This is a genomic window from Enterococcus sp. DIV2453a, assembly GCF_050533535.1.
GTDB classification, from domain to species: domain Bacteria; phylum Bacillota; class Bacilli; order Lactobacillales; family Enterococcaceae; genus Enterococcus; species Enterococcus faecalis.
Genome location: NZ_CP172899.1, coordinates 2681768 through 2707200, shown reverse-complemented (window position 1 = coordinate 2707200; position 25433 = coordinate 2681768). Strand labels below are relative to the sequence as shown.

19 protein-coding genes are annotated in these 25433 nt (G+C 37.2%); 14 read left to right on the top strand and 5 right to left on the bottom strand.

What is annotated here, in order from left to right; genetic code table 11:
* Window positions 1-42: 42 nt before the first annotated feature.
* Window positions 43-1035: a biotin--[acetyl-CoA-carboxylase] ligase gene (locus IGK03_RS13085; RefSeq protein WP_010776203.1), complete on the bottom strand. Its 993-nt coding sequence runs from the start codon at window positions 1033-1035 to the stop codon at window positions 43-45.
* 138 nt (window positions 1036-1173) lie between these two features.
* On the opposite strand from IGK03_RS13085, the gene IGK03_RS13080 reads away from it, so the two are divergent.
* From IGK03_RS13080 to rpoC, 5 genes are all read left to right on the top strand, one after another.
* Window positions 1174-1389: a zinc ribbon domain-containing protein gene (locus IGK03_RS13080; protein ID WP_002354768.1), complete on the top strand. Its 216-nt coding sequence runs from the start codon at window positions 1174-1176 to the stop codon at window positions 1387-1389.
* Window positions 1390-1802: 413 nt separating this feature from the next.
* The gene (gene mazE / locus IGK03_RS13075; RefSeq protein ID WP_002354773.1) at window positions 1803-2033 is read left to right on the top strand and encodes a type II toxin-antitoxin system PemI/MazE family antitoxin; all 231 of its coding nucleotides are present in this window, start codon (window positions 1803-1805) and stop codon (window positions 2031-2033) included.
* Entirely contained in the window at window positions 2033-2374 is a 342-nt protein-coding gene (locus IGK03_RS13070; RefSeq protein WP_002360937.1) for a type II toxin-antitoxin system PemK/MazF family toxin, read from the top strand. Before mazE ends, IGK03_RS13070 begins: the two co-directional genes overlap by 1 nt.
* Window positions 2375-2999: 625 nt before the next feature.
* The gene (gene rpoB / locus IGK03_RS13065) at window positions 3000-6614 is read left to right on the top strand and encodes a DNA-directed RNA polymerase subunit beta (RefSeq protein ID WP_002389470.1); all 3615 of its coding nucleotides are present in this window, start codon (window positions 3000-3002) and stop codon (window positions 6612-6614) included.
* A gap of 166 nt (window positions 6615-6780) precedes the next feature.
* Window positions 6781-10434 (top strand): DNA-directed RNA polymerase subunit beta', encoded by a 3654-nt coding sequence (gene rpoC / locus IGK03_RS13060; protein WP_002354777.1) that lies wholly within the window; start codon window positions 6781-6783, stop codon window positions 10432-10434.
* Between the two features lie 49 nt (window positions 10435-10483).
* Here the strand turns inward: rpoC and IGK03_RS13055 are convergent, their stop codons facing one another.
* Window positions 10484-11176, bottom strand: a complete 693-nt coding sequence (locus tag IGK03_RS13055; RefSeq protein WP_002424913.1) for a prepilin peptidase — start codon at window positions 11174-11176, stop codon at window positions 10484-10486.
* Window positions 11177-11284: 108 nt separating this feature from the next.
* Between IGK03_RS13055 and IGK03_RS13050 the strand changes: the two genes are divergently transcribed.
* The 5 genes from IGK03_RS13050 to rpsI all read left to right on the top strand — a co-directional run bounded on the left by IGK03_RS13050 (window position 11285) and on the right by rpsI (window position 15274).
* A complete protein-coding gene (locus IGK03_RS13050; protein ID WP_033625216.1) occupies window positions 11285-12805 on the top strand; it encodes a gluconokinase in 1521 nt (506 codons plus the stop codon).
* 83 nt (window positions 12806-12888) lie between these two features.
* A complete protein-coding gene (locus IGK03_RS13045) occupies window positions 12889-13608 on the top strand; it encodes a DUF5105 domain-containing protein (RefSeq protein WP_033625215.1) in 720 nt (239 codons plus the stop codon).
* Window positions 13609-13735: 127 nt separating this feature from the next.
* The gene (locus tag IGK03_RS13040; protein ID WP_002354782.1) at window positions 13736-14203 is read left to right on the top strand and encodes a Dps family protein; all 468 of its coding nucleotides are present in this window, start codon (window positions 13736-13738) and stop codon (window positions 14201-14203) included.
* A gap of 236 nt (window positions 14204-14439) precedes the next feature.
* Entirely contained in the window at window positions 14440-14868 is a 429-nt protein-coding gene (gene rplM, locus IGK03_RS13035; RefSeq protein WP_048670019.1) for a 50S ribosomal protein L13, read from the top strand.
* Window positions 14869-14881: 13 nt separating this feature from the next.
* Window positions 14882-15274 carry a 30S ribosomal protein S9 gene (gene rpsI / locus IGK03_RS13030; RefSeq protein ID WP_002354786.1) on the top strand — a complete coding sequence of 131 codons (393 nt, stop codon included), beginning with the start codon at window positions 14882-14884 and terminating at the stop codon, window positions 15272-15274.
* Between the two features lie 314 nt (window positions 15275-15588).
* On the opposite strand, the gene IGK03_RS13025 is transcribed toward rpsI, so the two are convergent.
* Complete coding sequence (locus IGK03_RS13025) at window positions 15589-15810, bottom strand: helix-turn-helix transcriptional regulator (RefSeq protein ID WP_010816860.1); 222 nt, start codon at window positions 15808-15810, stop codon at window positions 15589-15591.
* A gap of 100 nt (window positions 15811-15910) precedes the next feature.
* Between IGK03_RS13025 and IGK03_RS13020 the strand changes: the two genes are divergently transcribed.
* Window positions 15911-16150, top strand: a complete 240-nt coding sequence (locus tag IGK03_RS13020) for a helix-turn-helix domain-containing protein (protein ID WP_373419330.1) — start codon at window positions 15911-15913, stop codon at window positions 16148-16150.
* Window positions 16151-16436: 286 nt separating this feature from the next.
* On the opposite strand, the gene IGK03_RS13015 is transcribed toward IGK03_RS13020, so the two are convergent.
* Together IGK03_RS13015 and IGK03_RS13010 are read right to left on the bottom strand one after the other, a co-directional pair.
* Window positions 16437-16607, bottom strand: a complete 171-nt coding sequence (locus IGK03_RS13015) for a type I toxin-antitoxin system Fst family toxin (RefSeq protein ID WP_174089884.1) — start codon at window positions 16605-16607, stop codon at window positions 16437-16439.
* Window positions 16607-17551 carry a helix-turn-helix domain-containing protein gene (locus IGK03_RS13010; RefSeq protein ID WP_010820350.1) on the bottom strand — a complete coding sequence of 315 codons (945 nt, stop codon included), beginning with the start codon at window positions 17549-17551 and terminating at the stop codon, window positions 16607-16609. Before IGK03_RS13010 ends, IGK03_RS13015 begins: the two co-directional genes overlap by 1 nt.
* A 250-nt stretch (window positions 17552-17801) precedes the next feature.
* Here IGK03_RS13010 and IGK03_RS13005 point away from each other — a divergent pair, with 250 nt between their 5' ends.
* From IGK03_RS13005 to IGK03_RS12995, 3 genes are all read left to right on the top strand, one after another.
* Window positions 17802-21443, top strand: coding sequence for a hypothetical protein (locus IGK03_RS13005; RefSeq protein WP_202334930.1), 3642 nt, complete (start codon window positions 17802-17804; stop codon window positions 21441-21443).
* 689 nt (window positions 21444-22132) lie between these two features.
* Window positions 22133-22549 carry a (deoxy)nucleoside triphosphate pyrophosphohydrolase gene (locus tag IGK03_RS13000; protein ID WP_002381045.1) on the top strand — a complete coding sequence of 139 codons (417 nt, stop codon included), beginning with the start codon at window positions 22133-22135 and terminating at the stop codon, window positions 22547-22549.
* Window positions 22542-25418 (top strand): DUF3427 domain-containing protein, encoded by a 2877-nt coding sequence (locus IGK03_RS12995; protein WP_202334929.1) that lies wholly within the window; start codon window positions 22542-22544, stop codon window positions 25416-25418. The genes IGK03_RS13000 and IGK03_RS12995 overlap by 8 nt, the downstream gene beginning before the upstream one ends.
* Window positions 25419-25433: the final 15 nt, after the last annotated feature.

The window sequence follows — 25433 nt, the reverse complement described above, 5'->3', positions numbered from 1 at the left end:
TTTAGACAGGTGCTTTCTTGCTCTTTTTCTAAATTTCCCCACTTATCCTCGACGCCATTCACCAATCTGGTCCAAACTAATTTCCCCAGAAGACAACGTTTTGGACGTACCATCAGGCAACTGGACAATCAATTCCCCGTTTCCATTAATGGTTGTCGCAACGCCGCGGAAGTCTTGCCCGTTTTGGGTAAAAGCGACGTCTTTGCCAATCACAAAGGAGCGTTGTCGGTATTCTTCTAAAAAGTCTTTCGTTGAACGTTCGTCTAAAATTTGGTAAAAATGATTCCAAATGTTGGCGACTAATTCATTTCGCGTCGCCGTCGGTTCACCATCTGGGAAAAGGGAAGTCACTTTCTGCCGAATGTCCTCAGGAAATTCGGTTTCTGTAATTGAAAAATTAATCCCCATGCCGATGATAACATTAGAAATCTGCCCTGTTTCCACATTGCTCATGGCTTCCGACAAAATCCCGCAAACTTTTTTGCCATTTAAATAAAGGTCGTTGACCCATTTAATTTCTGTGTGAACGCCTGCCAGAGCATCCATTGCTCGAGCGACCGCTACGGCCATAATCACAGTATATTGGGCGATTTCTTCAAAATTTTGGTTCGGTTGAAGCACCATGCTCATGTAAATCCCTTTACCTGGCGTAGCGAAAAATGGTCGGCCGAACCTGCCCCGCGGCATTTCTTGCATGTCAGCAACAATCAAAGTATTGTCGGGCGTCTGGTCTAAAATCGCCCGCTTAGCATCGGTCATGGTAGATTCAGATGTTTCTAGGACGGTAATTGTTAAAGGCGGCGTTTGGGGCCATAATGCCAACTGAATGCCTTCTGCAGAAAGGACATCTGATTTCTCAAGGCGATACCCCTTATTTTGCACGCTAGTAATTTGATAGCCATCTTTTTTCAATTCATTAATTGCTTTCCAAATAGCTGTGCGAGATAAGGACAGACGTTGTGCCATCTCTTCGCCCGAAAGGAATGCGGGCGTTTGTTTCATCAATAAAGTTAGGACTTGGCTTTTTGTCGACATATTTTTTCCTCCGATTCGTTATGCTTATTGTAGCGGAAAGGAAAAGGCTTGGTCAACTAGTGAAAAAATCCATCTTAGGATGGAGGAAAATGAAGCAGGCGTTTGCTATACTTATTTTATTGAGAAGGAGTGAGGGGAATGGAAAAGCAACAATATGTTTGTGAGAAATGTGGCAACATGCACTATGTGTCGGACCAATTTCAAGCAACAGGTGGGAACTTTGCGAAAATTTTTGATGTTCAAAATAAAAAATTTATTACAATTAGCTGTACCCAATGCGGCTACACCGAACTTTACCGCAGCCAAACAAGCGGCGGCATGAATGTCCTAGACTTTTTATTAGGTGGCGGTTAGTCAAAAACGAATGCATCTTTGCATTCGTTTTTTTGTGTGAATAGAAGATAGGGGAAAAGGAGGTCGGGCCAGAAGCGTTTAACTCCGAGAAATAAGTAGGTACGATGATTTCATCTGTTCATGCTTCACAGTGAAACATCGCAACTCTTAGAGCTGTAGCTCTTTTGAAGGCTGTACTGTGACGAGACGCATGTCGAGAAAACACCTTAGAAGTTGTTGAGATCGGAGCAACGCGTAGTGTTGCTTCTGTTCCCGCCGTTTATCAGTTTTTGAGCGTGGAGCAAAAATCCAAAGTGATTTTTGTCCCACGCGCATTATCGAATTATATAGTAAACTCAGTCACATTAAGTGTGATTTAAAATTCTTTCCATCATTGCAAAGGCATAGTATAATGAAGCGAAGGGAGTGATTTCATGCTAACAACTAAATCAAGAAGACAAGGAAGCTCGGTCGTTTTAACTTTACCCACTGATAATGGTAAAAAACCAAAAGTCGACCAAGAATATATTGTGATGTATTCTGACGACGGTACAATTACATTAGTCCCTAAAATTCAGGATCCATTTAGTGAAGGTCCAGAAGGTGAGTATTATGAAAAAGATGAGTGGCATGATCTTGCACCTGAGGGGAGAGAACTTTTTTAATGAACGTTGAAAAGAAGTACATTCCCAAAAAAGGAGATATTGTATGGATTGATTTTGATCCTGCTGCAGGTAAAGAGATTCAGAAGAGACGGCCTGGTTTAGTCGTGTCAAGATATGAATTTAATCGGAAAACCATGTTTGCTGTGATTTGCCCGATTACTTCCACCATTAAAAATATTCCCACTCGATATACGTTGCCCGATGACATAGAAACCCATGGGCAAGTAGTGATCTCACAACTGAAATCTTTGGACTTCACTGAAAGAAAATTAAGTCAAATTGAGCATTTGCCATTAAAAGATATGGCGAAAATTGACCAAATAATTGAATATATTTTCTAGTTGTTGAAAAAATGAGGTCGGGACAGAAACGTTTAGCTCCGAGAACCAAGTAGGTACTGTTCAACATCTATTTGCTTTGCAAATAGTGTTTCTCAGCAATAAGAAGGAATTTCCGAAAATTGTCATAAAACACAACGAGGAAAGAGTTGATGTTGCATGATACCTACTCGGTGCTCTTTAATTTTTGGAGAATTTCGGCTTATTTCCGAAGGAGTTGGTTCTGTTCCCGCCGTTTATAAGATTTTAAGCCTGGGACAAAAATCCAAAGTGATTTTTGTCCCAGGCTCCTTTTTTCATTAAAACCCTTTACAAAAAAACTCCTTTTTATGAAAAAGAAAACCTTAAAGAAACCCTTGACTTTTCTAGACAAAGGTAGTAGAATCTATAGAGCAAAAACTATCTGAAAGTGACGAAGCAGGAGCGAAATATTGTCCGTTCCGGTTTTTTATAGGAAAACAAAAGTAGAAACGCCAGAAAATTTTTCGGAAGCATGTTCTATTTTTGGTTTTTTTTTGCTTAAAAACTGCAAAAAATGCTTTTTGTTACATATATTTAATATATGTAACGTAAATGTAATTTTTCGGATCGGTGTTTTGATAGACTTATAACTAGAGGGGTGAAGAGCTTGGCTGGACACGTAGTAAAATACGGAAAGCATCGCGAACGTAGAAGTTTCGCACGTATCAGTGAAGTATTGGAATTACCAAATTTAATTGAAATCCAAACAGACTCTTATCAATGGTTTTTAGATGAGGGACTTCGTGAAATGTTTGAAGACATTTTACCAATTGATGATTTCCAAGGAAACTTATCCTTAGAATTTGTTGACTATGAATTAAAAGAACCAAAGTACACAGTAGAAGAAGCCCGCGCACATGATGCCAACTATTCTGCGCCATTACATGTAACATTACGTTTAACCAACCGTGAAACAGGTGAAATTAAATCCCAAGAAGTATTCTTCGGCGATTTCCCATTAATGACAGAAATGGGTACCTTCATCATCAACGGGGCAGAACGTGTTATCGTTTCCCAATTAGTTCGTTCTCCAGGTGTTTACTTCCATGGAAAAGTGGACAAAAACGGCAAAGAAGGTTTTGGCTCAACAGTCATTCCTAACCGTGGTGCATGGTTAGAAATGGAAACAGATGCGAAAGACATTTCTTATGTTCGGATTGACCGCACACGTAAAATTCCTTTAACTGTGTTAGTTCGTGCTTTAGGTTTCGGTTCAGATGATACCATCTTCGAAATTTTCGGCGACAGCGAAAGCTTACGCAACACAATTGAAAAAGATTTACACAAAAACGCAAGTGATTCTCGTACAGAAGAAGGCTTGAAAGACATTTATGAACGTCTTCGCCCAGGCGAACCAAAAACAGCAGATAGCTCACGTAGCTTGTTAACTGCACGTTTCTTTGATCCAAAACGTTATGATTTGGCAAACGTTGGTCGCTACAAAGTTAACAAAAAATTAGACTTAAAAACACGTCTATTAAACTTAACCTTAGCGGAAACGCTAGTTGATCCAGAAACTGGTGAAATCATTGTCGAAAAAGGCACGGTTTTAACACACCAAATCATGGAAACATTAGGCGAATACATTGACAACGGCTTAAACAGCGTAACTTACTATCCAAGTGAAGATGCGGTAGTAACTGAACCAATGACAATCCAAGTGATTCAAGTTCTTTCACCAAAAGATCCTGAACGTATCGTAAATGTGATTGGTAACGGCTATCCAGACGACAGCGTAAAAACAGTTCGTCCAGCAGATATCGTTGCTTCAATGAGCTACTTCTTCAACTTAATGGAAGATATCGGCAATGTCGATGACATCGACCACTTAGGTAATCGTCGTATCCGTTCAGTAGGCGAATTATTACAAAACCAATTCCGTATTGGTTTAGCCCGTATGGAACGTGTGGTTCGTGAAAGAATGTCTATTCAAGACACAGAAACATTGACACCACAACAATTAATTAACATCCGTCCAGTGGTAGCAAGTATCAAAGAATTCTTTGGTTCTTCACAGTTATCACAGTTCATGGACCAAACAAACCCATTAGGTGAGTTAACCCATAAACGTCGTCTATCAGCCTTAGGGCCTGGTGGTTTGACTCGTGACCGTGCCGGTTATGAAGTTCGTGACGTTCACTACTCTCACTATGGTCGTATGTGTCCAATTGAAACGCCTGAGGGACCAAATATCGGGTTGATCAATAGTTTATCTAGTTATGCGAAAGTGAATAAATTTGGTTTCATCGAAACGCCTTATCGCCGTGTTGATCGTGCGACAGGCCGTGTTACTGATCAAGTAGATTACTTAACAGCAGACATCGAAGACCATTATATCGTAGCGCAAGCGAACTCACTTTTAAATGAAGATGGCACATTTGCCAATGATGTTGTTATGGCGCGTCTACAAAGTGAAAACTTAGAAGTTGCCGTAGACAAAGTTGACTACATGGACGTTTCACCAAAACAAGTAGTCGCAGTCGCAACAGCATGTATTCCTTTCTTAGAAAACGATGACTCCAACCGTGCCTTGATGGGTGCCAACATGCAGCGTCAAGCGGTGCCGTTAATTCAACCACGCTCTCCGTGGGTAGGTACAGGTATGGAATATAAATCAGCCCATGACTCAGGTGCTGCTTTACTATGTAAACATGACGGTGTCGTAGAATTCGTCGATGCAAAAGAAATTCGCGTTCGTCGCGACAATGGCGCATTAGACAAATATATGGTTACAAAATTCCGTCGTTCTAACTCAGGAACAAGCTACAACCAACGCCCAATTGTTCACTTAGGTGAAAAAGTTGAAAAAGGCGATACTTTAGCGGATGGACCTTCTATGGAAGAAGGCGAAATGGCTTTAGGGCAAAACGTCTTAGTTGCCTTCATGACATGGGAAGGTTACAACTACGAGGATGCCATTATCATGAGCCGTCGTTTAGTTAAAGACGATGTCTACACTTCTGTGCATATTGAAGAATATGAATCAGAAGCACGTGATACAAAATTAGGACCTGAAGAAATTACCCGTGAAATTCCAAACGTTGGGGAAGACGCGTTGAAAGACTTAGACGAAATGGGGATTATCCGCATTGGTGCTGAAGTTCAAGATGGCGACTTACTAGTTGGGAAAGTCACACCTAAAGGGGTTACAGAATTATCTGCAGAAGAACGTTTATTACACGCAATCTTCGGGGAAAAAGCCCGCGAAGTTCGTGATACGTCTCTCCGTGTACCTCACGGTGGCGGCGGTATCGTTCATGATGTGAAAATCTTTACTCGTGAAGCTGGCGATGAATTATCACCAGGTGTCAACATGTTAGTTCGTGTCTATATCGTTCAAAAACGTAAAATTCACGAAGGAGATAAAATGGCGGGACGTCACGGAAATAAAGGGGTTGTTTCCCGTATTATGCCGGAAGAAGATATGCCATTCTTACCTGACGGAACACCTGTTGATATCATGTTGAACCCATTAGGGGTACCTTCTCGTATGAATATCGGACAAGTACTTGAATTACACTTAGGTATGGCTGCTCGCCAATTAGGTATTCACGTCGCAACACCTGTTTTCGATGGGGCAACCGATGAAGACGTTTGGGAAACTGTTCGTGAAGCTGGTATGGCTAGCGATGCTAAAACAGTTCTTTACGATGGACGTACAGGTGAACCATTTGATAACCGTATTTCCGTTGGTGTCATGTATATGATTAAATTAGCCCACATGGTTGATGACAAATTGCATGCTCGTTCAATCGGACCTTACTCTCTTGTTACGCAACAACCGTTGGGTGGTAAAGCTCAATTCGGTGGACAACGTTTCGGGGAAATGGAAGTTTGGGCACTGGAAGCTTACGGTGCTGCTTACACATTACAAGAAATCTTAACTTACAAATCTGATGACGTTGTCGGACGTGTGAAAACATACGAAGCCATCGTTAAAGGTGAACCAATTCCAAAACCAGGTGTGCCTGAATCATTCCGAGTATTAGTGAAAGAATTACAATCACTTGGTTTAGACATGCGTGTCTTGGACATTGAGGAAGCTGAGATTGAGTTACGCGATATGGACGATGACGATGATGATTTAATCACCGTTGACGCACTAACCAAATTTGCGGAACAACAATCAGCGAAACAGCTGGAAAAAGAAGCAGAATCAGTCGTGAAAGAAGAAGCACAAGACGTTGTTCAAGAAATTGAAACAGCCGAAGACAGAGACTAATTTGTCGCTACCACTCTGATGAGTTGATTCAACTGCGACTTTGTTGCAACTGCGCAAGCCATTACTTGTTCCAAGTGTCGTCAGACCTTCTTTCAAGTGATGCTTGCCATTTGCTAACAAGTTGCTGACTCAGCTTCTCTAAATAAGGAAATGGAGGGAATTCCTTTTGATCGATGTAAATAAATTCGAAAGTATGCAAATAGGGCTTGCTTCACCAGAAAAGATCAGAAGCTGGTCTTATGGGGAAGTTAAAAAACCCGAAACAATTAACTACCGTACATTAAAACCCGAACGTGAAGGGTTATTCTGTGAACGCATTTTTGGTCCAACCAAAGACTGGGAATGTGCTTGTGGTAAATATAAACGTATCCGTTATAAAGGTATTGTCTGTGACCGTTGTGGCGTTGAAGTCACTCGTTCAAAAGTACGTCGTGAACGTATGGGACATATTGAATTAGCCGCACCAGTTTCACATATCTGGTACTTTAAAGGAATTCCATCTCGGATGGGTCTTGTTTTAGACATGAGCCCTCGTGCATTGGAAGAAGTCATTTATTTTGCTTCATACGTTGTCATCGAACCAGGTGACACAACATTAGAGAAAAAACAATTGTTAACGGAACGCGAATATCGTGAAAAACGTGAACAATATGGCCAAGCCTTCAAAGCTGCTATGGGTGCCGAAGCCGTGAAACAATTATTAGATAACGTCGATTTAGATGGCGAAGTTGCGCAATTAAAAGAAGAATTGAAAACAGCTTCTGGTCAAAAACGGACACGTGCCATCCGTCGTTTAGACATCTTAGAAGCCTTCCGTGCCTCTGGTAACCAACCAAGCTGGATGGTAATGGATGTTATCCCAGTTATTCCACCAGATTTACGTCCGATGGTTCAATTGGAAGGTGGTCGTTTTGCAACAAGTGACTTAAACGACTTATACCGCCGTGTTATCAACCGTAACAACCGTCTAAAACGTTTATTAGACTTAAATGCACCAAGCATCATTGTTCAAAACGAAAAACGGATGTTACAAGAAGCGGTCGATGCTTTAATAGATAATGGTCGTCGTGGCCGTCCAGTTACTGGACCAGGTAACCGTCCATTGAAATCTCTTTCTCACATGTTGAAAGGGAAACAAGGTCGTTTCCGTCAAAACTTACTAGGTAAACGTGTTGACTATTCTGGTCGTTCCGTAATCGTCGTTGGTCCGTTCTTAAAAATGTACCAATGTGGTTTACCAAAAGAAATGGCGATTGAATTATTCAAACCATTTGTAATGCGTGAATTAGTACAACGTGAAATTGCGACAAACATTAAAAATGCGAAACGTAAAATCGAACGTGGCGAAGATGAAGTTTGGGATATCTTAGAAGAAGTTATCCAAGAACACCCAGTTTTACTTAACCGGGCACCTACGTTGCATAGATTAGGGATCCAAGCTTTCGAACCTGTTCTTGTTGAAGGTCGTGCGATCCGTCTTCACCCATTAGTTTGTGAAGCCTACAATGCCGATTTCGATGGAGACCAAATGGCGGTTCACGTGCCTCTAAATGAAGAAGCACAAGCAGAAGCTCGTATGTTAATGCTTGCTGCCCAAAATATCTTGAACCCGAAAGATGGTAAACCAGTTGTTACACCATCTCAAGATATGGTCTTAGGTAACTACTACCTAACAATGGAAGAAGAAGGCCGTGAAGGGGAAGGCATGATCTTCCGCGACATGAACGAAGCTGTTTTAGCATGGCAAAATGGCTACGTGCATTTACACTCACGGATTGGGGTTCAAACAACACTTTTAGGTGACAAACCATTTACTGATTGGCAAAAAGAACGAATCTTAATCACCACAGTTGGTAAGATCATCTTTAACGAAATCATGCCTGTTGAGTTCCCTTACTTGAACGAACCAACAGACTATAACTTAACTGTTCAAACACCAGATAAATACTTCGTAGAAGCTGGTACAGACATTCCTGCACACATTAAAGAGCAAGAATTAGTTTTACCATTCAAGAAGAAAAATCTTGGAAATATCATTGCTGAAGTCTTCAAGAGATTCCACATTACGGAAACCTCTAAAATGCTTGACCGCATGAAAGACTTAGGTTACAAACACTCAACTTATGCTGGGATGACGGTAGGGATTGCCGATATCATGGTTCTTCATGAAAAACAAGCAATCATTGATGCTGCCCACAAACAAGTTGAAACAATTACTAAACAATTCCGTCGTGGTTTAATTACTGATGACGAACGTTATGAACGTGTAATCGGCGTTTGGAACGGTGCCAAAGACGAAATCCAACAAAAACTGATCGAAAGTATGGAAGCTCGTAACCCAATCTTCATGATGTCTGACTCTGGAGCCCGTGGTAACATCTCCAACTTTACACAGTTAGCTGGTATGCGTGGTTTGATGGCCGCTCCGAATGGACGAATCATGGAATTACCAATCATCTCAAACTTCCGTGAAGGACTTTCTGTCTTAGAAATGTTTATCTCAACTCACGGGGCTCGTAAAGGGATGACCGATACGGCCTTGAAGACAGCCGATTCAGGTTACTTAACACGTCGTTTAGTTGACGTTGCCCAAGACGTAATCATTCGTGAAGACGACTGTGGCACTGACCGTGGTCTTGAAATCGAAGCAATTCGTGAAGGTAATGAAATTATCGAACCATTAGACGAACGTCTATTAGGTCGTTATACACGTAAATCAGTTGTTCATCCAGAAACTGGTGCAATCATCATTGGTGCGGATCAATTAATCACTGAAGATCTTGCAAGAGAAATCGTGGACGCTGGTATTGAAAAAGTAACCATCCGTTCTGTCTTTACATGTAACACAAAACATGGTGTATGTAAGCACTGTTACGGACGTAACTTGGCAACTGGTTCTGACGTTGAAGTCGGAGAAGCAGTTGGTACAATTGCCGCTCAATCAATCGGGGAACCTGGTACACAGTTAACCATGCGTACGTTCCATACCGGTGGGGTTGCCGGTGACGATATCACGCAAGGTTTACCTCGTATCCAAGAAATCTTTGAAGCACGTAATCCGAAAGGGCAAGCAGTGATTACAGAAGTAACCGGTGAAGTTATCGATATTTCTGAAGATCCTGCCACACGTCAAAAAGAAGTAACCATCAAAGGAAAAACAGATACACGTACCTATACTGTCCCTTACACTGCACGTATGAAAGTTGCTGAAGGCGACATCATCCACCGTGGTGCACCGTTGACAGAAGGTTCAATTGATCCAAAACAATTATTACAAGTTCGTGATGTTTTATCTGTTGAAAACTACCTATTACGTGAAGTACAACGTGTTTACCGTATGCAAGGGGTAGAAATCGGCGACAAACATATCGAAGTAATGGTTCGTCAAATGTTACGTAAAATCCGCGTAATGGATCCAGGTGACACTGAAATCCTTCCAGGAACATTAATGGACATCGCAGAATTTAAAGACCGTAACTACGACACATTAGTTGCTGGTGGCGTCCCTGCTACTAGTCGTCCAGTTTTACTTGGTATTACCAAAGCGTCATTGGAAACAAACAGCTTCTTATCTGCTGCATCCTTCCAAGAAACAACACGCGTGTTAACAGATGCTGCTATCCGTGGCAAAAAAGATCCATTACTTGGATTGAAAGAAAATGTTATCATTGGTAAAATCATCCCAGCTGGTACTGGTATGGCTCGTTACCGTAACATGGAACCAAAAGAAGTTGGCGTAGCTAGCGAAAACGTTTATAGTATTTCAGACATTGAAGCACAAATGGCTGCTGAAGATGCGATGAAAAACATCAATAAATAAACCCTAAAAAGCCGTAAGGAGCATGCTCCTTGCGGCTTTTTTTTATTTGCTATAAGCAACTGATTGTGAGTAAGCCCAAACTTAAAAAGGGGACAAAAGGAAGTGTCTGTTCAACTGGATACCCCAAAAATTTACAGCTGTAGCCATAGATTAGGCCATAACTACTGGCAAAAAATAGTAGCATCAGTAACTGAGGTACCTGTAAAAAACAGCCCCACAAACCCAGTAACAAAAGATCCCCTCGCCCCATGGCTTCCGGAAAATAATGTAAGACGGCTTGGAAAAAACAAAAACAAAAAAGACCAGTCAGTAAGTAAAACGAATGCTGACCCGCCACTTTCAGTAAGCAAAGCACAAAAAAACTAGGATAAAGAATCTTCGGTTCAACCACTAAATACCAGTAATCAATCAAGGATAATGTGAAAGCACTCGTCAGCCACCACCAGAGAATCAAAGCATCAATCGTCAGGCCAGCTGAAAAACAGCTTGCGGTTAAGCCGCCCATGACAAGTTCTGCTAAAAGATAACTCTTAGCTACTGGCTGTTGACACTTTCGACAACGAAAGCGCTGCAGCAAAATCGAAACAACTGGAATTAATTCATAGAGTTGTAGAGGCTGGTGGCAACCTTGACAGTGGGAAGGGGGCCACCACAGAGAACGCCCTACTGGTAAGCGCTCCGCCACTAAGCATAAAAAAGAACCGAAACAGGCACCAATCAAAAAGAGACTCAAGAAAAACATAGGTTACCTCCTTAAAAATAAACTACGCTTTTTTTAAACTTTTTCGTTTGACTAGACAAATCTTTTTTTGTTAGGAATAATAAAAGAAACAAGAAATGAGGGAATCAAATGGAAAAATTAGCGATTGGTGTCGACGTTGGCACCACGCAAGCCAAAGCAGTGGCTTTTCAAGCAAATGGCACAGTCGTAGCTTCTAGCTATGTGCGTTATCCATTAATTCAAGAGACTGAAGGAATGGCGGAGCAAGACCCAGAAACGCTGTTCCAAGCTGTGGTGAACTGTATTCGAACCGTCACACAGCAAGTGAAGAATCAACCAATTGGGCTCATTTCTTTTGCTTCAGCGATGCATGGCTTAATTGCCATGGATGCGCAAGGACGCCCATTGACCCAAGTGATTACTTGGGCTGATACACGAGCATCTGATTATGCGGAAGCGTTAAAAGAAACGCCAGCGGCCCAATTGTTTTATCAATTGACAGGCATGCCAGTTCATCCAATGGCGCCTTTGTACAAGATTCGCTGGCTGCAGGAAAATCAGCCAGCCGTTGCGCAGAGCGCGGCCAAGTTTATTGGGATTAAGGATTACATTTTTTACCGTTTCTTTGGCGAATACTGGACAGATTATAGTAGTGCTTCAGGAATGGGTTTATTTAATATTCACACACGGCAATGGGAATCGTCGATTTTAGCGTATTTATCTATTGAGGAGGAACAGTTGCCAAAAGTTGCCCCGTCAACGTTCATTTTTCCAGCGTTAGCGCCTTCTTGGCAAGAGATGCTTGGTGTTGAGGAGGAAACGGTTTTAGTTCTTGGTGGCGCGGATGGTCCATTGTCTAATTTAGGTTTGGGAGCGCTAGGAATGGGTGTAGCGACTTTGACCGTTGGTACGAGCGGCGCACTTCGGTATATTGTCGAGGAACCTTTTTTGCATCCGCAAGGTGAAACGTTTTGTTTTGCTCTAGATGAACAGCACTGGGTGATTGGTGGCGCAAGTAGTAATGGTGCAGTTGCGTTAGATTGGGCGAGCCAAACGATTTTTGCAGAAGAACGTCAGCAAGCTATCCAAAACGGGACCGATCTCTATGACCCAATTATGGCCAAAATTGCAACTGTGCCAGCCGGGGCAAATGGCTTACTGTTTCATCCTTATTTGCTAGGTGAACGAGCACCGCTGTGGAATGCAGAGGCGAGCGCAAGTTTTATTGGCTTGCGCAAAAATCACCATGCCGGACATTTAGCTCGAGCGGTGGTGGAAGGCATCTGTTTCAATTTAAAAACCATTTTAGAAGATTTGAAACAACTCGGTGGACCCGTTCAGGAGATTCGAGCGACAGGCGGCTTTGCTGATTCCCCTGTGTTCCGTCAAATCATGGCTGATGTGCTGGGAGAAACGTTATCGTTCACTGATAGCACCGAAGCTTCGGCATTAGGCGCTGTTTTGCTAGGTTGGCAAGGCTTAGGGCAGTTACCAAATTTACAAGCAGCGGCGCAACAGGTGCTGATTCATGAAACGGTCACGCCACGGGCGGATCAATTGCTAGTTTATCAAGAACTGTATCCTGTTTTTCAAGAAACCCAACAAGTTTTAGCACAAAGTTATCAAAAATTAGCAGAATTCCGCAAATAATTGATAGTAAATAGCTTTGACAAATGGCTGAGAAGTTGCTTAACTAGAAGAGAGACGAAGACTTGAGGAAATGAGGATGAGGAATGAAGAAACAGCTACTACCACTATTTCTGTTATTCATTGGGGCGTTAGCAAGCTGCAGTGCACCGTCTCGTTCCGGCGAAAAAGCAGCGCAACAGTTGGTAGATTACTTTATTTATCAAGAAAAGCCAGCGACATTCTCTCAAACTTTTCGTGAACCGAAAGTCTTGGTGGAGCATTTGCAGACGAGCCGTCAACAGTTCCAGAAGCAATTTTTCAATAGCTTAAAAGAAATGAACGCTGAAGTCACCGAAACTGAAGCCCAGAAGCTTAGCGCAGAATTACTGGCTCAAGTGAAGAAAAAAGCGTCATATCAACTAGTAGCCACAAAAGAATTGAATGGGCAAGCGACAATCACTTTTCAGATTAAGGGCTTAGATTTTGTGACGGCGATTGAAGATACAACCACTGCTCTTCTTCAGCAAACGCAACAGGCGACACAAGCGCTAGACATGCAGCACACGTTAGACGTTTTAAAAAAAGAAATCCAACAAATCAATGTCAGCCATGAGCCAGTTGAACTGCCATTAACGGTTAAGCAAGTAGAAGGACAATGGTACTTGCCGGCAGCGGAGCAACTGAGACTGAATCAGTTTTTTTTAGCTTTCGTCACAGGAAAAGAAGATACTGACCAGTTGACAGAGGCACTCGACACGATCCTCACTCAAGCGGAACAAAAAGTCGTCACTGCGGATGAAAAAACAGCGATTTCAGGAAATTAATTAGATTCTTAATTGTAATTATTATAATTTGATAATAATTTTAAAAAAGAAAGGTTTTCAGTGTACTTTTTTCACAATTCATATTACACTAAGAGTGTAGAAATAATATTTAGGAGGATGACAAAGAATGAAATTTGAAAAAACAAAAGAAATTTTGAACCAACTCGTTGCAGATTTAAGCCAATTTTCCGTGGTAATTCATCAAACACATTGGTATATGCGTGGACCTGAATTTTTAACACTTCACCCACAAATGGATGAATACATGGATCAAATCAATGAGCAATTAGATGTTGTTTCAGAACGTTTAATCACATTGGACGGCTCTCCATTCTCAACATTGCGTGAATTCGCAGAAAATACAAAAATTGAAGATGAAATTGGTAACTGGGACCGCACCATTCCAGAACGTATGGAAAAATTAGTAGCAGGCTACCGTTATTTAGCAGACCTTTACGCAAAAGGAATCGAAGTTTCTGGTGAAGAAGGCGACGACTGCACACAAGACATTTTCATCGCAAACAAAACAGACATCGAAAAAAATATTTGGATGTTACAAGCCAAACTTGGCAAAGCGCCTGGTATTGACGCATAATTTAAAACAACTCCCAAAGCCGCTGACGTTGACGTTGGCGGTTTTTTTCTGTTTAAAAGGCACAAAAAAATAAGTGAAAATCTATTTTCTGAAAGCGCAGAAAAACATTGACTTTATCAGTGATTGAAGGTAAAATATTAAATGGTATTGTTTGCCCCACAATGAGCCCCGGAAACTCAAGTGTATGTCAAACATCGAAAACAAAATTGGAGGAAAGAAACGTGCGTACAACATATATGGCCAAAGCTGGCGAAGTAGAACGTAAATGGTACGTAGTAGATGCAACAGATGTTCCTTTAGGACGTCTATCAGCAGTTGTTGCTTCTGTACTACGTGGTAAAAATAAACCAACATTCACACCACATGTGGATACTGGAGATTTCGTAATCGTAATTAACGCTGATAAAGTAAAATTAACAGGTAAAAAAGCTACAGACAAAATTTACTACCGTCACTCAATGTATCCTGGAGGATTAAAATCAGTGACAGCTGGTGAATTACGCGACAAAAACTCTCGCCGTCTTATCGAAACTTCTGTAAAAGGTATGCTACCTAAAAACACTTTAGGACGTAAACAATTTACTAAATTGAACGTATACGGTGGAGCTGAGCATCCACATGCTGCACAACAACCAGAAGTATTAGATATCACGAACTTAATTTAAGGAGGGAAATTCATTGGCACAAGTACAATATAGCGGCACAGGCCGTCGTAAAAATGCAGTTGCCCGCGTACGCTTAGTACCAGGTACTGGTAAAATTACTGTAAACAAAAAAGACGTAGAAGAATATATTCCACATGCTGACTTGCGTGAAGTTATCAACCAACCATTTGGCGTAACTGAAACAAAAGGCGCTTACGATGTAATCGTAAACGTAAACGGTGGTGGCTATGCTGGACAATCAGGAGCTATCCGTCACGGAATCGCTCGTGCATTGTTACAAGTAGATCCTGACTTCCGTTCTGCTTTAAAACGCGCTGGGTTACTTACTCGTGACGCACGTATGGTTGAACGTAAAAAACCAGGTCTTAAAAAAGCCCGTAAAGCTTCACAGTTCTCAAAACGTTAATTATTTGGAGTCGTTGCGAACATGTTCGCTTACGAAGACAATCTGGGACGAAGATTTCCTTGGAAATCGAGTGCCACTCAATTATCATTTTGAAAGACACTTTCCAATTTGGAAAGTGTCTTTTTTTGTTGTAGCAGTTACAGTATTATTTCTGCTATACAAGTCTTATAGACTGATTACACGCTTATCTTTATTACCAATAGAAGGACGGATCCTGATTTCAAAATTATACGCCTCCTAAAAATACACTTATGCAGAGGATAAATTTCTTTTTAGTTAATTTTCTAATTTTGTTCACTTACATATTTTTCTGTTTAACTTTCCTTAACAACGAATATATCCTCAATCCTCACATGGAAAAATTTAGCAATCCTAAAAGCTAATAATAAAGAAGGGTTATAGCGATTTTTTTCTAATTGAAGAATGGTTTGTCTCGAAACACCGACCTTTTCTGCAAGTTCTTGTTGAGTCATACGATGAATTGCTCTGTATACATGGATAGAACTGACGAAATTTTCTTTTTCTACTTTACTCATAAATACACTCCTTTTTTATAAAATGCATGTCTATACGAACAACACTATAAAAATAGTTTACTATACGATGTTTATATAGACAACAGTTAGAAAGGAGAAAATGACTATGAGTCAAGAAAAAACATCGGTTAAAGTAGAAGTATTGATCAATGACTTACTAGCTGAAAGAAATATGTCTCTGAGAGAACTAGCGAGATTATCAGGTATTGAACCATCTAATCTCAGTAATCTTGCGAATGGCAAGCGAAAAAGAATCTATTTGGAACACATTGAACGTATTGCAGATGCTTTGGAGATTGATGATATATCCAAGGTTATAAAATTACGAAGACTTGACTAAAAAATATAGATTATATTAATATATTTACTTATAGCTTTGTATTAAATGAGAAGAGTAGCAAGCTGTTTTTCTTACCTCCAAGGTATATTAAAGAATATGGTAAAATATTATTGAAACGTTTAATGAAATAGGATTGTTGCTTTTTCACTCTATTTTTGGTACTATGATGGTGCGAAACGATAGTCGCTTTATCAATATTACACAAAAACCACTCTACGGCGAATAGAGTGGTTTTTCTTTACATTCGTTGCGACGACGAATGTGTGAGTTAGAAGGCAACCTGCTTTTAGTCATTGTCGTTCTCATCTAACCAGTGAGAAAAAAGTTTAATAACAATACCTACAAATATAGGCGCAATGACTAACGATAGAAGCTCATCCAATATTACACACCCCCCTTGGGGGCAAGTTGCCGAGATTAGTATAGCATAGAGAAAGATGAAAGAAAATGAGAACATCACCACCCCCATCGTCTTTTGACATCCTTTTCGAGCTTTTCTTTGGGGATAATTTCTGTATTTAGTTGTTTGATAAATTTTTTTGTATCGTGGTTGGAATATATATTTCCTTCTGAAAACATAGAAATACGTTTTTGTTCTTTTTCAAAAAATGTCAACTGGTTTAGGCAGTCTACATAATTGTTTATCCTCTCTTTTTCAGATTTTATTTTTTGATAGGAATTATTGCTGCTATGTTCTATGTAACCTCGATTCTTAATGATTGATGTTTTAATTAATTCATTTTCTCTATTAGAATATTTGTAATTATTTACTAAAAACTGTAAATCTTTTAAATTTACTGCTCTAGGCTCTAAGTATGTTTGTAAATCTTTGTCCGTATAAGAGTTGATATTTATAACTATTTGAGTAAATCCTAATATTAAAGCATAGTTCTCTAGTTGAATAATGAATTTTTTATAGAAATTATAGAAATCATCAAAGTGAAAATTTTCACTTTTTTTATATAAATCAAAATCTGTTATCTCAAATGTTAATCCATATAAAGTAGTATTGATTCGCATATTTCCTGAAAAAGAAAACTTTTTGAAATATCCTTTGGAATAAATATTCAAGCATTGTTTTGACGAATAAGGATGATACTTGCATGAAATATGAAGGTTTTTAGAAAGTAAAGATTCTAATAGATCCAAATTTTCATGATTAAAACCTTTATTAGGTAGGAATGCTTGTAAGCACTCTTCACGGGTATATATTGTTCCAAATTCATCAAAAGATACGTCAAAATATTCTAACAACTCAGTTAATACATTAACGGAAATATCATGAAATTCATTGTTTTTAATCTTACTAATAGCTTGCCGAGATATTGCAGTTTCTTTTGCTAGTTTGTGGTTACTAATATTTCTTTCTAGCATTAAATCTTTCAGTCTATTTTTATACATATTCATCACCTCAAAATGAGTTTAGCAAAAGAAGAAAAAAATTAAAACTGTAACTTAAGTAGGCAAACTGTAAAATGAATCAAATTTTTAGTTGATGTTATAAGGTTTCTGTTCAATGAAAATATGATAAACTATATTTTATAGGGAAAGTACACAATAAAATATATAATGGTATAGAAAGTTGTTACAAACGAAGTACTATGAGCTATTCTAGTAGCAGTTTTGATGTGGATAGATTAGGAGGGGGAAAATGTCAAGGTTGAATAGAATTCAAAATGAAATCAAACAACTAGAGGGAGGGAAATTTCAAAAATTATGTGATAGTTATCTTTATCGTAAAAGAAGTTGGGGAAATATCGTATCTCTAGGTTCTATGGAGGGGACTGATAAGACAACAAAAGGAATACCTGATACATACTTCTTTGATAATCAAATTAATAGATACGTTTTAGTTATGTATGGTACGAGAGCAGACTCTACAGCTAAGTTAGAGATAGATATTAAAGAAGCAATTGAAAAAACAAAAATTAGCAAAAAAGATATTCAAGAAATAATTTGTTGTCACACCTCTTCTAATTTAACTGTAGCAAAAGATAAAGAGCTCAGAGAGTTGGCTGGTTCAATAGAGCTAACTCTCATTGGTATAGACACATTATCCCACGACCTTCTTCAGTTTAAATATCAAGATATTACAAAGGAATTTCTTGGAATAATAGAATCAACGGAGCAAGTTTGGAATATAGAACAATTTATTTCCGTTCATGATAAAAGTAAAACTAATGCTCCTCTAAATACCTCTTATATTGATGAAACACAAACAATTGAAGAATTGGTAGAAGGCATAAATGATTATCAGATTCTTTTACTATCCGGAGTATCTGGAACGGGAAAAACGAAGCTAGCTATTGAGATATGCAAAAGATTGCCTTTAAATAGTAATGTGATTTGTGTTAAAAGCAATAGTATGCCTGTTTATCAAGATGTTAAGGATGCATTAGATAGCAATAAAGTAAATTACTTATTTTTAGATGATGCCAATACGATCACTAATTTCGATGCAATTGTTAATTTGTTGAGATTAGAAGAGTATGAACAGAAGTTGAAAATTATTATTACTGTAAGAGACTATGCACTTTCAGGAATTATTAATCAGTTAAAGTCTTTTAAAACAAAAATACAAAAAGTGACTTTAATGAGTGATAAACAGATTGAGTTACTAATCAACAGTATAAATAAAGTTTCTACTAGTAACTTGAGAAAAATAATGAAATTATCTCATAATAATCCTAGAATAGCAGTAATTGCAGCTATTATGACGAAAGAAAAAAAGTATGAATTTATTGATAATGAAAAAGAGGTATTAGGTAGTTATTATAATCAAATTATCAAAGAAAATTCTCTTTCTCCAAATGAGAAAATCAGTTTGTTTATTTTGAGTTTTAAACATAAGTTGAATTTGACTGATAAAGAATCTTTGGGAGAATTGCTGAAATTTTTTAAAATAGATTTTGATAGCTTTTTACTTGCAATAAGGCAATTACACGATAAAGAGTTATGTGACATATTTCAAGATAAAGCGGCTAAGATCAGTGACCAAAGTTTGTCTGATTTTGTGATAATAGATTTTATTGCAGATAACAAAGTTTTTAAAGTAAGAGACTTTTTCATCAGTTTGTTCCCTGAAAATGCAAAAGAGATTGTTGAGATGCTTGTACTTGTTAATAATTTTAAATCCTCAAATGACTGGATAGATTACTTAACAGCTGAGATAAAGTATGTCTATAATGAAGGTATTATAGATGTGGATAAAGAACGTTTTCTAACACAATACGGGGTATTAATACCTATTGAAGCACTTGCCTACGTTAACGAGAAGATACAATCTGCTAACCCTAGTGAGTATCAAATATCTCAAAAAGAATTTGAAGAGAAAAAAAGAAATAATCGAGTCGATGATCCGATTATTGAGATTCTTTGTTCATTGTCAAGCGGTGAAAGATTTAATGATGCTGGTATACTTCTTATGGAATACTTAAAAAGGAGACAGGATAAAGTTTATGAAGTTTTTTCAGCGATCAAATCGAATTTTGATATTGAAGAGGATCGGAATTCTTATCTAGAAAAAAGATTTTGTATTTTTGAAATTTTCTCAAAACAAGAAACTATTAATGAGTTGACAGCATTGCTAATTGTTAATATTGCTGAAAAATTTTTAGAGTTTTCTGGGGAAAAGTTAATTTCTTATGGTCAAGCAGGGGGCTTTAGGCACTACAGATTAGTTGATGGAGATTACCTAATTGAACTTCATACAAAAATATTTTATATGCTCTTTGAAATTTTTAATTTGGAATATGTAGAAGTTAATAACCATATAGATAAACTATTATTTAATTATCCAGTCTATGAAGTGGAGAACTGTTTTTTAGAAACAGTTAGTTCGGATTTAAAATGTATAGAAAATCTTTTTTTTAAAGATTTGAGTAAGCCAGGTGTTAGACAAGAAGCGATAGTATTCAAATTGAATTCAGAAGCAAAGAAGCTAAAACTGAAATCTCAGCCATTCTTTGAATATGAACCATCAATTAGGCAAAAAATTTATGAGATATTTTCATCTAATGGGCTAGATTATATGGCAGAGGAATTTGACTATGAAAAGATTCAAAAATTAAGAATAAAAAATCTTAGTGAAGTTTTTGGCGAACATTCTAATGACTGGTTATGGTTGTTTAATGTACTTGCGGAATACCAGTCAGATGAATTACTAAATAAATATGAGTTGGAAGAATCACTACTTTTATTGTACTTAAAATTGAACGTAGAAGATAAAGTGAAAATGTTAACAGTTCTATTGAATAGTGATTTCGTTCTCTCGTATTACAACTTTAACTTTTACATGGAAAAGTTATCATTTGAAGAAGGTAAAAATATTTTAAGTAGCATTGAAAAAGAACTTGATGAAAGATGGTATCTTTCCAATCTGTTAACATGTAAAAGTATTAATAAAGATAGGATACAAGAGCTTATCTTATTTTTAAAGGAACTTAAAAATTATGAGAAAATAAATACTTTTAATATTTTATCTTTTGAAAATTATATTGAAAAAGATAGAGCTATTTTAGATGTTTTAAGGAATAAGCTTGGAGAAGGAAAAATATTGGGACGATTTTTCATACCTGATTATGTTTTTGAAGATATTGCAAAAAGAATTATAAATATAGTGGGCTACAAAGATTTAAAAGAAATATATTTAGATATTTTAGGTAGTGAAGAAGTTGATAAATCAGGAGAACTTTTCAAGAGTTTATTAGAAGAGCAAGATATTAATTTTATTTATTTATTTCTTGTGAAACTAAATGCTTTAAGAGGAAGTTTAAGTTTTGCCAAATATGATGCTCAATTAGAGCGCATATGGACATCCGAAGTTGCAGAGGATGGGATTAGAAAGTATTTAGACTTTTTAATCCGAGAAAATCGTGTGATTTATGTTGGAGTAGACCCATATTTGGAAGGAATATTCAAAGCAAATACTGAACGTGCTTTAGAGTTTGTAAAAGCAGAAGTGCTTGATACTGAGGATGAGAATAGATTGGTTAATTTGTACAATCTGTCTCTTGAAATATTTGATGATGAGGTATTACTACAGTTATTCGAATTGCTCAAAGATAAAGATATTGACGCTCCTTTTGTTGAAAAATTATATTTAACCATGCGTACACATAGTTGGACAGGTAGTTTAGTTCCTTTATTGGATAAAGAAATTAATTTCTTGAATAGCTTGCTTGATATTTTTGAAGGTATAAAATATATTTCACATGCTTTAGTTATTACAACAAGGATAGATTCACTTAGAAAACAAAAAGAAAAAGAACTTCTGTCGGACTATTTGAGATAAATATATAGATATGATACTCTTTAAATCTCTGTTTTAGTTACTAAAAATGAACGATAAAAACGTGAAATATATCTTCTGATTTTTATTTTATTATTGTTCTGATTCACGCATATTTTTGGGTACGTCTTGAGGTATGATGGTCTTAAAATGTGCTGAAATTCATTTTGAAAAATTGTTTAATCTATTGCTGTTAAAGGATTCTTCAACTATTTCAAAATCTCTGTCACAAAATCAGATCTTAAAAAAGCCCGTAAAGCTTCACAGTTCTCAAAACGTTAATTATTTGGAGTCGTTGCGAACATGTTCGCTTACCAAGAGAATAATTGATTCCGATTTCAGCAAGTATCCTCATTCCGAATAACGCACTTACGCAGATGATACATTTCTTTTTAGTTGATTTCCTCATTTTGATCGCCGCTATTTCTTTTTTCTTTGAATTCATCATACGTTTTTGGGAGATATTTCTTTATTAACTTTTTCTCTCTTGCGTTTTGGAGGGAGTAAGTTGCGGTTTTTTGAGAGATTAGTATGTTTAAACTGAAGAGTTATTAAATAATTAAAGTATAGTAAATCAAAAAACAAATATAATAAATGAAATTTACGCCACTAATATTGCAACCATAGCTTATTTATGCGATCCTAAATATAATAAAACTAACAAAATCAATTAGATTAGAGGGTTAAAATATATGAAAAAAGAAATTCACGTAGTAGGAGCAATCATAGTGGAGAACGGGAAAGTTTTGTGTTGTCAAAGAGGACCTGAACGTGCATTAGCAAATCTTTGGGAATTTCCTGGTGGAAAAATCGAGAATGGTGAGACGAAAGTTCAAGCGCTTGAACGTGAATTGCAAGAAGAATTAAAAATAGAAGTAACGATCGTCAAGGAAGAGTATGCTTTTTGTCGATATGAGTATGATTTTGGTTTCGTTAATTTAACTACATTTATCTGTTATTTAGAATCAGGTGAACCTCAGTTGACAGAACATCTACAAATTAAATGGCTAACGCCAAATGAATTAAACCAACTTGAGTGGGCGCCTGCTGATATTCCTACTGTGGAAAAATTAGTAGAAAAAGGTGTGGGAACTGAACAAAATGGATAATTTAGAATTGGCGTTACAAAAGGCATTTATTAATAAGGAAGCTCTAGGTGACGAACTTACACCTAAATTTATTGTTAACAATCCCAAAAAACATGATTATTTATTGAATACATTGAGTAAAGATTTGAAAAGCTGTAAGACTTTTTTTATAGCCGTTGCATTTATAACACCTAGTGGCTTAAATGCAATAAAAACACAACTGGCTGATCTGGCTTTGCGTGGAATCTCTGGAAAAATTTTAACATCAACATACTTAAATTTTAATGATCCACACGTATTTCGAGCATTGTTGAATATTCCAAATGTAGAAGTACGAGTTTCTAAAAAAGAAGGTTTTCATTCAAAAGGATATTTGTTTGAGATGGAGGATTATCAAAGCTTTGTTATTGGTAGTTCGAACCTAACAATGTCTGCTTTGAAACTTAACTATGAGTGGAATGTTAGATTAACTTCAAGAGAGAATGGCGAGATGGTTTCTTCTATTCAAAAGCATCTCATTCAAGAATGGCATGAGGCACAGTCGCTAACCCTAGAATGGGTCGATGCATTTGAAAAAAATTATCATCCTATTGTTAATAGAAAGATGTTAGTGCAAGATGTTTCTGAAAACGAGTGTTTAGATACGCAATATATTTTGCCGAACTCTATGCAGAAAGAAGCGCTTAGAAGTTTAAAAGCGCTTAGAGAAACGGGCGCAACTAAGGGAATGATTGTTTCGGCGACTGGTACAGGGAAAACGTATCTAGCAGCATTTGATGTGCAGCAATTCAATCCTAAACGTGTATTATTTATTGTTCATAGTGAGCTAATTTTAATGAAAGCATTAGAATCATTCAAATTGATTTTAGGTGGAAAAGATGATGATTATGGTGTTTTATCAGGGAATTCTAAGAATTTTGATGCAAAATATCTATTTGGAACAATTCAAACAGTATCTAAAAGTGAATATCAAGAGCGTTTAGGAAAAGAAGCGTTTGACTATATTTTGATTGATGAAGTCCATAAAGCTGGAGCGAAATCTTATATTAAAGCCATTGAATTTTTCAATCCCAAGTTTTTATTGGGAATGACGGCTACACCTGAAAGAACAGATAATTTTAATATCTTTGAGCTATTTGATTATAATGTAGCGTATGAAATACGTTTGCAAGCCGCTTTAGAAGCAGAACTGCTTTGTCCATTTTATTATTTTGGCGTAACTGATTATGAAAAAGATGGTGAAATCATTGATGAAACAACCGATTTAAAACGTTTGCTACAGGAAGAACGAGTTGATTTTTTAATAAAAAAAATTAACTATTATGGTTATTCGGGAGATAGTCCTCGAGGCTTGGTGTTTTGTAGTCGTAAAGACGAAGCAAGGCAGTTAGCAGAGATGTTTAACGATCGTGGAATTCCGAGTGCTTATTTATCTGGTGACCATAATTTTGATAAAAGAGAAAAGGAAATTAAGCGTTTAGATACTGGAGAGATTCATTATATCTTCACGGTTGATATTTTTAATGAAGGCATTGATATCCCTAAAGTAAATCAAGTAATTATGCTGCGAAATACGCAATCTAGTATTATTTTTATTCAGCAATTAGGTCGGGGGCTAAGAAAAGACCCATCAAAAGAATTTGTTACGGTAATTGATTTTATTGGTAATTATAAAAATAACTATATGATTCCTATGGCTTTATCTGGAGATAGTTCTCAAACTAAGAATAGTTTACGTCGCGATACAATTGATGTGACGTATATCAGTGGTTTATCTTCAATTAATTTTGAAAAAGTTGCTCGTGAACGTATCTTTAAATCAATTGATCAAGCTAAATTAGATGCGATGTCGGAACTAAAAGCTAGTTATTTTAAGTTGAAAAATCGGTTGAATAGGGTTCCTTACCTGAATGATTTTCAAGTGTTAAATGGCGTGGATCCATTGTTGATTATAGGTAAAGAAAAAACATACTATAATTTCTTGGAGAGAATTGGGGAAACAGAAGCTAAATTAAGTGAAGAAGAAAACGGTGCACTAAAATTTGTTTCTGTAGAATTGCTATCAGGAATTCGCCCGCATGAACTTTATGTTATTGAAGAATTTTTAATGACAGATAAAGAACAGTTATCTTTAGAGGAAATCACAGCGCTGTTTGATACGTTTAACCTGACGTATACGACAGATACTCTAGCATCTGTTGTTAAAGTCTTAGATTTATCTTTTTACGAATCAACAATTAGAAAACGTTATTTGTTATCACAAATGTTTAAGATGAAAGAAAATTGTTTACAAATAACAGAAAAATTCAGAGAGTTTAAAAAGAATTCTTATTTCATCAATTTGATGTTAGATGTAATCCATACAGGGATTAACAAATCTATGGAGTATGATTTATCCCAACCGTTAAATTTATACAAAAAATATCGTCGTAAAGATGTTTTACGATTATTAAATATGAACTTTAATCAAAATGAACAAAGTATTGGTGGATATACAAACAGTAATAATCATTTTGCTATTTTTGTAACTTTGGATAAAGGCAAAGATTTTAAAGCTGCACGTATTGCTTATGAGGATGAATTTATTGATGAACGAACATTCCATTGGTATACAAAAGCGCCTAGAAATCTACGCTCGCCAGAAGTTCAACTTTTGCGGAATCCTGGGGAATATAAATTTCATTTATTTGTGAAACGGAAATATAATCAAAAAGAGAACGAAACAGATTTCTATTATCTAGGCGAAGTAGCCCCTCTTCAAGAAACTATCCAACAAGTCGAAAAACAAGACAAAGAGGGTAAGAAAAAAAGCGTCGTTAAACTAGACTTTACCTTAGAAACACCTGTAGAACCTAATATGTATGAATTTTTAACGCAGAACACAAACTAAAAAAGCCACTTTCCT

Bases quoted from the DNA above. Each gene is read 5' to 3' on its own strand.
- IGK03_RS13010 (WP_010820350.1), bottom strand. From the start codon at position 17,551: ATGTATAAAAATAGACTGAAAGATTTAATGCTAGAAAGAAATATTAGT.
- IGK03_RS13015 (WP_174089884.1), bottom strand. From the start codon at position 16,607: ATGTTCTCATTTTCTTTCATCTTTCTCTATGCTATACTAATCTCGGCA.
- IGK03_RS13080 (WP_002354768.1), top strand. From the start codon at position 1,174: ATGGAAAAGCAACAATATGTTTGTGAGAAATGTGGCAACATGCACTAT.
- IGK03_RS12995 (WP_202334929.1), top strand. From the start codon at position 22,542: ATGGATAATTTAGAATTGGCGTTACAAAAGGCATTTATTAATAAGGAA.
- IGK03_RS13040 (WP_002354782.1), top strand. From the start codon at position 13,736: ATGAAATTTGAAAAAACAAAAGAAATTTTGAACCAACTCGTTGCAGAT.
- IGK03_RS13025 (WP_010816860.1), bottom strand. From the start codon at position 15,810: ATGAGTAAAGTAGAAAAAGAAAATTTCGTCAGTTCTATCCATGTATAC.
- IGK03_RS13020 (WP_373419330.1), top strand. From the start codon at position 15,911: ATGACTATGAGTCAAGAAAAAACATCGGTTAAAGTAGAAGTATTGATC.
- IGK03_RS13070 (WP_002360937.1), top strand. From the start codon at position 2,033: ATGAACGTTGAAAAGAAGTACATTCCCAAAAAAGGAGATATTGTATGG.
- IGK03_RS13055 (WP_002424913.1), bottom strand. From the start codon at position 11,176: ATGTTTTTCTTGAGTCTCTTTTTGATTGGTGCCTGTTTCGGTTCTTTT.
- IGK03_RS13005 (WP_202334930.1), top strand. From the start codon at position 17,802: ATGTCAAGGTTGAATAGAATTCAAAATGAAATCAAACAACTAGAGGGA.
- mazE (WP_002354773.1), top strand. From the start codon at position 1,803: ATGCTAACAACTAAATCAAGAAGACAAGGAAGCTCGGTCGTTTTAACT.
- IGK03_RS13085 (WP_010776203.1), bottom strand. From the start codon at position 1,035: ATGTCGACAAAAAGCCAAGTCCTAACTTTATTGATGAAACAAACGCCC.
- IGK03_RS13045 (WP_033625215.1), top strand. From the start codon at position 12,889: ATGAAGAAACAGCTACTACCACTATTTCTGTTATTCATTGGGGCGTTA.
- IGK03_RS13000 (WP_002381045.1), top strand. From the start codon at position 22,133: ATGAAAAAAGAAATTCACGTAGTAGGAGCAATCATAGTGGAGAACGGG.
- rplM (WP_048670019.1), top strand. From the start codon at position 14,440: ATGGCCAAAGCTGGCGAAGTAGAACGTAAATGGTACGTAGTAGATGCA.
- IGK03_RS13050 (WP_033625216.1), top strand. From the start codon at position 11,285: ATGGAAAAATTAGCGATTGGTGTCGACGTTGGCACCACGCAAGCCAAA.